Here is a 5,443-nt window from a genome sequence, read left to right on the forward strand (position 1 = left end):
CTAAGATGATTATACAATACAAAAAAGCGATAATCATCAAAGATGATTAATCGCCATGGACAAAATTTATTTTGTCCCTTTTTTTATGAATTGCATGATTTGAATTTTGCATTATATGATATCTTATTATTAAAATATGATGATAGGTAAAATGATTGATTTCATAAAAAGGTCATTTATAGAAAATGCAAGAACAACATATGAAAAATAGATGAATTCTGTTTTCATTACAAAATAAAAGCACATCAGCGATGTGTTTTTATTTTGCAACTGATAACAAATTGCTTTATAATGTCATACAAGAGGTGGTCATATGCTTATCCATAAGATAGAAAAGACACATTTTTCACCAAGTGAATCAATCATTATTGATTATATTTTAAAAAAAGGCAAAGACATTAAAAATATGACTATTGCACAGATTGCTAATGAAACATATACATCATCGCCTCTTTTTATACGTATAGCTAAGAAATTAGGCTTTGATGGATGGAATGAATTTAAAGAAGCTTATTTGAAAGAATTAGATTATCTTTATCTCAATCAAGAAGTGGACGCAAATATTCCCTTTGTAGTTAATGACGACATAATGAATATTGCGTACAATTTGTGTGTTTTAGAAAGGGAAACAATTCAAGATACATATTCACTTATAAGTCATGATGATTTACAAAAAGCTATCCGCTTATTACGCAACTGCAAGTATATAGATGTTTATAGTCGATCAGTTCATATGCATATAGTCCGCTCATTCCAAGAACGCATGTATATTCTTCATAGACATGTTCAATTATGTTCATTAAGTGATGAACTTGATTCAACATATTTAATGAGTGATCAAAATCATTGTGCAATCATTATTTCATATTCGGGACATGCTCCCCATATAAAACATCTGATTGAAACATTAAGAAAAAAACAAACTTCAATTATTGCTATTACAAATTTAGAAGATAATGAGTTGTCTTTGTTAGCAGATGTGACTTTAAGAATGTCATCAAGAGAATTAATTTATACAAAGATTGCAGATTTTGCTAGTAGCTTGTCTTTAAAATATATATTGGATATTCTGTATAGTTGTATTTTTTCAATACATTATCAACAGAATCTGGATAATTGTATACAAATAGCGAAAGAATTAGATAATACCCAACATGAAGAATTCATGTAAATTAAGATTTTTTATTGTTGTAACAAGATGGTTGACAACTACTATAAATCATACTAAAATTGAACTACTTGGAGGATGAGTATGGAAAAAATTATTAATGTTCAACATTTATCTTTTGGATATGATGAAGATACTTTAACAATAGATGATATTTCTTTTACTATAGAAAAAGGATCATATACGACAATATTAGGACATAATGGAAGTGGAAAAAGTACTATCGCGAAATTACTGATGGGATTGTTAGAAAAAAAATCTGGAGAGATAGTTATTGGTGGAATTCCATTAACAGAAGAAACATTAAATCAAGTACGTAGTCAAATAGGAATTGTTTTTCAAAATCCTGATAATCAATTTATTGGTGCGACTGTAAGAGATGATATTGCTTTTGGATTAGAAAATAATTGTGTAGATCCTGCATTGATGGATGATATTATCAATGAATATGCAAAGAAAGTCAATATGTATGAGTTTTTGGATCACGAACCTACAAAATTATCAGGTGGTCAAAAACAAAGGGTAGCAATAGCTGGTATTTTAGCTATGAGCCCATCTATTATTATTTTAGATGAGGCAACAAGTATGTTAGATCCTAAAGGAAGAAACGAAATTAACGCTTTAGTCCATCAATTAAATAAAGATAAGAATATGACGATTGTTTCCATTACTCATGATATAGAAGAAGCAGCTTTATCTGATTATGTAATTTTATTAAGTGATGGACATATTGTAGATGAAGGACGACCTGAAGAAGTGTTAATGAAAAAAGAAGAAATAGAGAGCTTGGCTTTAGATATTCCTTTTGCTTATAAAATCAGCCATGGTTTACAAAAAATGGGAATATCTATTACAGAGCAAATTGATAGAGAGAAGTTGGTGAATGAATTATGTCGATTACATTTAAAGAAGTAGAACATATTTATGCTCAAGATACCCCTTTTGCATATCATGCTTTAAAAGGAGTTAATCTTAATATTCAAAAGGGGAGTATGACAGCATTGATTGGTCATACTGGAAGTGGTAAATCAACATTGATTCAACATATCAATGCTTTATTACTTCCTACATCAGGAGAAGTCAATGTAGAAGATATATTGATTACGGCAACGGATAAACCATCTTCTTTAAAACCTCTTAGAAAAAAAGCAGGGCTTGTTTTTCAATTCCCTGAGTATCAATTATTTGAAGAAACAATTTTAAAAGATATTATTTTTGGACCAAAAAACTTTGGTGTTAGTGAAGAAGAGGCTATTTCAATTGCAAAAAAAGTTATCAAATTAGTAGGATTAGATGAATCTTACTTAGAGCGTTCTCCATTTGATTTGTCTGGAGGACAAAAACGTCGTATAGCGATAGCAGGAATATTAGCAATGGATCCAGATATTTTAATTTTAGATGAGCCGACAGCTGGATTAGATCCACAGGGTGCTAAAGAAATGTTACAGCTTTTTAAAAAAGTGAATCAGGAAGGTAAAACGGTTATTCTTGTTTCTCATGATATGAATCAAGTCTTAGAATATTGTGATGATGTTGTTGTGATGAATCATGGTCAAGTTGAAAGACATGTATCTGTTGAAGAACTATTTAAAGAAACAGAGTATTTAACATCATTGAGTATTGATTTACCTATTATTACATCATTTATCTTAGAACTTAATAAAAATGGATTTCATATTGATCCGTCTATTAAAGATATTGATGTATTGATTCAGGAAATAGGAGGTCAATTACATGAATAATATGATGTTTGGGAAATACTTGCCTATTGATAGTTTTATTCATCGTTTAGATCCTAGATTAAAAATAGGTGCACTTTTATTACTGTTAATTGCTGTTTTCTTTGATGCAGGATTTATTGGATATGCCCTTTTAGGAACTTTTGTGATTATTATGACACTATTATCACATATCAAAGTATCACAGGTTCTCAAAGCCGTAAAACCAATGCTATTTATGATGGCATTTTTAATGATTTTTAATTTGTTATTTATTCAACAGGGAAATTTATTGTTTTCAATAGGTTTCATTAAGATCTATGATCAGGCAGTTTTACAAACTGTATATATATTTATTAGATTGATTCTTATTATTATTATGACAACGATCTTAACTGCTACGACAAAACCTTTAGATTTAACATTAGGTATAGAACATCTTCTGTCACCTTTTAAAAAAATTGGATTTCCTACTCATGAAGTCGCTATGATGATTTCTATTGCATTGCGATTTATTCCAACTTTATTAGAAGAAACGCAAAGAATTATGAAAGCACAAGCTAGCCGAGGTGTAGAATTTTCAGAAGGGAGTTTAAAAGAAAAGATTTTATCAATCGTTTCACTTATTATTCCTTTGTTTATTTCAGCTTTTCAAAGAGCAGAAGATTTAGCCAATGCTATGGAAAGTCGTAATTATAATCCAGAAGCTAAACGTACAAGATATAAACAACTTGTATGGAAATTGTCTGATACAATTTCATTTTTATGTGTCATTGCAATATGTATAGCTATGGTTATAATGAGTTTTGTTTTATGAGAGTCAAATGTATTGTGAGTTATGATGGGACACGTTTTCATGGTTTCCAAGTTCAAAATAATGAACGTACAATTCAAGGTGAAATACAAAAAGCTATTAAAAAAATTAATGAAGAAGAAACTGTTATTCATGCATCAGGAAGAACAGATGCGAAAGTCCATGCAGTTCATCAGGTATTTCATTTTGATACACAAAAAAGATTACCGGAAACGCAATGGAAAAGAGCCATTAATCACTTTTTACCTAATGATATTTACATTTTAGATGCTCAATATGTTGATGAAAATTTTCATTCACGATATAGTGCAGTTAAGAAAGAGTATCGTTATTTATTAAATACAAAAGAATATGATCCATTTCAAACCAATTACATTTATCAATATGGCCGTTCTTTAGATATTGAATTAATGAGAGAAGCAGCAAAAATTTTTATAGGAGAACATAATTTTGCGTCATTTTGCTGTTATGATCAATATGGGAATACAATTCGTTCTCTATATCATTTTGATATTGAAGAAAAGGATGGTATTATTACCTTTCGGTTAATTGGAAATGGATTTAGACGTTATATGGTTAGACATCTTGTTGGTGGTATCATTCAAGTTGGAGCTAAACGTATTCAAAAGGAACAACTTTTAGAAATGTTAGAAAGTTGTGGTCAAAAAAAATGTCTTTTTAAGGCCAAACCACAAGGTTTATATTTGCAGGAGGTGTATTATGAAGAAGACTAATTTTCATACACATACCTATCGTTGTGGACATGCTAATGGAAGCGAAGAGGAAATGGTATGTTCAGCTATTAAGATGGGGATTGAAGAATTAGGAATATCAGAGCATGTTCCATTACCACACTATCGTCAGCATCTTTTGAAATCTCTTGTAGCTATAAGAGGACCTAGAAGCTTTTTATCACTTGTTCATGCTTTTATTCAAAATGGACCTAGTATGAGAATGCCTTATCCAGATATGGAAAATTATTTGGATAAAATTAAAGAATGTCAAGATAAATATCAGGACCAAATAAGGATATATAAAGGTTTTGAAGCTGAAGGATTAGAAGAATATTTTGATTATTATCAAAGCTTATTATATGAGCATAAAGTTGATTATTTGATTTTAGGGCATCATTTTCATAAACATTGTGTTCATAGTGATTATTATGGCAAAGAGAATATGAAGAAAAAAGATATTTATCAATATTGTAATGATGTTGAAAAAGCTTTAGAAACAGGATTATTTAGTTATTTAGCTCATCCTGATTTGTTTTTAATAGGATATAAAGATTTTGATTTAGATGCGAGAACAGTTTCGCAAAGAATCTGTGAAAAAGCGAAAGAGTTAAACATTCCTTTAGAAGTAAATGCAGGAGGAATAAGAAGAGGCTTAAGAAACGTTAATGGAGAGATGATTTATGCATATCCAAATACACACTTCTGGAAAATTGCAGGAGAAGTAGGAAATGATGTTATTTTAGGATTTGATGCTCATGATCCTTCTGATTTTAATGAAGCGATGTATAAGCAGATGCTAGATTTTTGTAAAGAACATAATCTCAATGTTATTGACCATTTCGATTTTTTACAAGGACATTTTGAAAAATTTCAAGGGGAGTATGATATAAGATAATTTATCTGCCTCTCTTTTTCTTTTTGTTATATTAAAAAAGGTGAAATGAAAAACTAAATTCCACTTTGTATATTTAAATTCAACTCTTCTTGTGGGAGTTGAATTTCAAATTGC

The 5,443-nt window shown here is 29.7% G+C and carries 6 protein-coding genes; all 6 read left to right on the top strand.

Features of this window, described 5'->3' with window-relative positions; translation table 11 throughout:
- The first annotated feature begins 313 nt into the window (after positions 1 to 313).
- The 6 genes from ACESR5_RS11910 to ACESR5_RS11935 all read left to right on the top strand — a co-directional run bounded on the left by ACESR5_RS11910 (position 314) and on the right by ACESR5_RS11935 (position 5,329).
- Entirely contained in the window at positions 314 to 1,171 is an 858-nt protein-coding gene (locus ACESR5_RS11910) for a MurR/RpiR family transcriptional regulator (RefSeq protein ID WP_087298022.1), read from the top strand.
- Between the two features lie 81 nt (positions 1,172 to 1,252).
- Positions 1,253 to 2,083, top strand: a complete 831-nt coding sequence (locus ACESR5_RS11915; RefSeq protein WP_373155973.1) for an energy-coupling factor transporter ATPase — start codon at positions 1,253 to 1,255, stop codon at positions 2,081 to 2,083.
- Complete coding sequence (locus ACESR5_RS11920) at positions 2,059 to 2,910, top strand: energy-coupling factor transporter ATPase (RefSeq protein ID WP_087298024.1); 852 nt, start codon at positions 2,059 to 2,061, stop codon at positions 2,908 to 2,910. Before ACESR5_RS11915 ends, ACESR5_RS11920 begins: the two co-directional genes overlap by 25 nt.
- Complete coding sequence (locus tag ACESR5_RS11925; protein ID WP_087245408.1) at positions 2,903 to 3,703, top strand: energy-coupling factor transporter transmembrane protein EcfT; 801 nt, start codon at positions 2,903 to 2,905, stop codon at positions 3,701 to 3,703. The genes ACESR5_RS11920 and ACESR5_RS11925 overlap by 8 nt, the downstream gene beginning before the upstream one ends.
- Entirely contained in the window at positions 3,700 to 4,434 is a 735-nt protein-coding gene (gene truA, locus ACESR5_RS11930; RefSeq protein ID WP_087245410.1) for a tRNA pseudouridine(38-40) synthase TruA, read from the top strand. The genes ACESR5_RS11925 and truA overlap by 4 nt, the downstream gene beginning before the upstream one ends.
- Positions 4,421 to 5,329, top strand: coding sequence for a histidinol-phosphatase (locus ACESR5_RS11935; RefSeq protein WP_373155976.1), 909 nt, complete (start codon positions 4,421 to 4,423; stop codon positions 5,327 to 5,329). Before truA ends, ACESR5_RS11935 begins: the two co-directional genes overlap by 14 nt.
- Positions 5,330 to 5,443: the final 114 nt, after the last annotated feature.

The sequence above is a fragment of the Clostridium sp. AUH-JLR23 genome, from assembly GCF_964238065.1.
Lineage (GTDB): Bacteria > Bacillota_I > Bacilli_A > Erysipelotrichales > Coprobacillaceae > Allocoprobacillus > Allocoprobacillus merdigallinarum.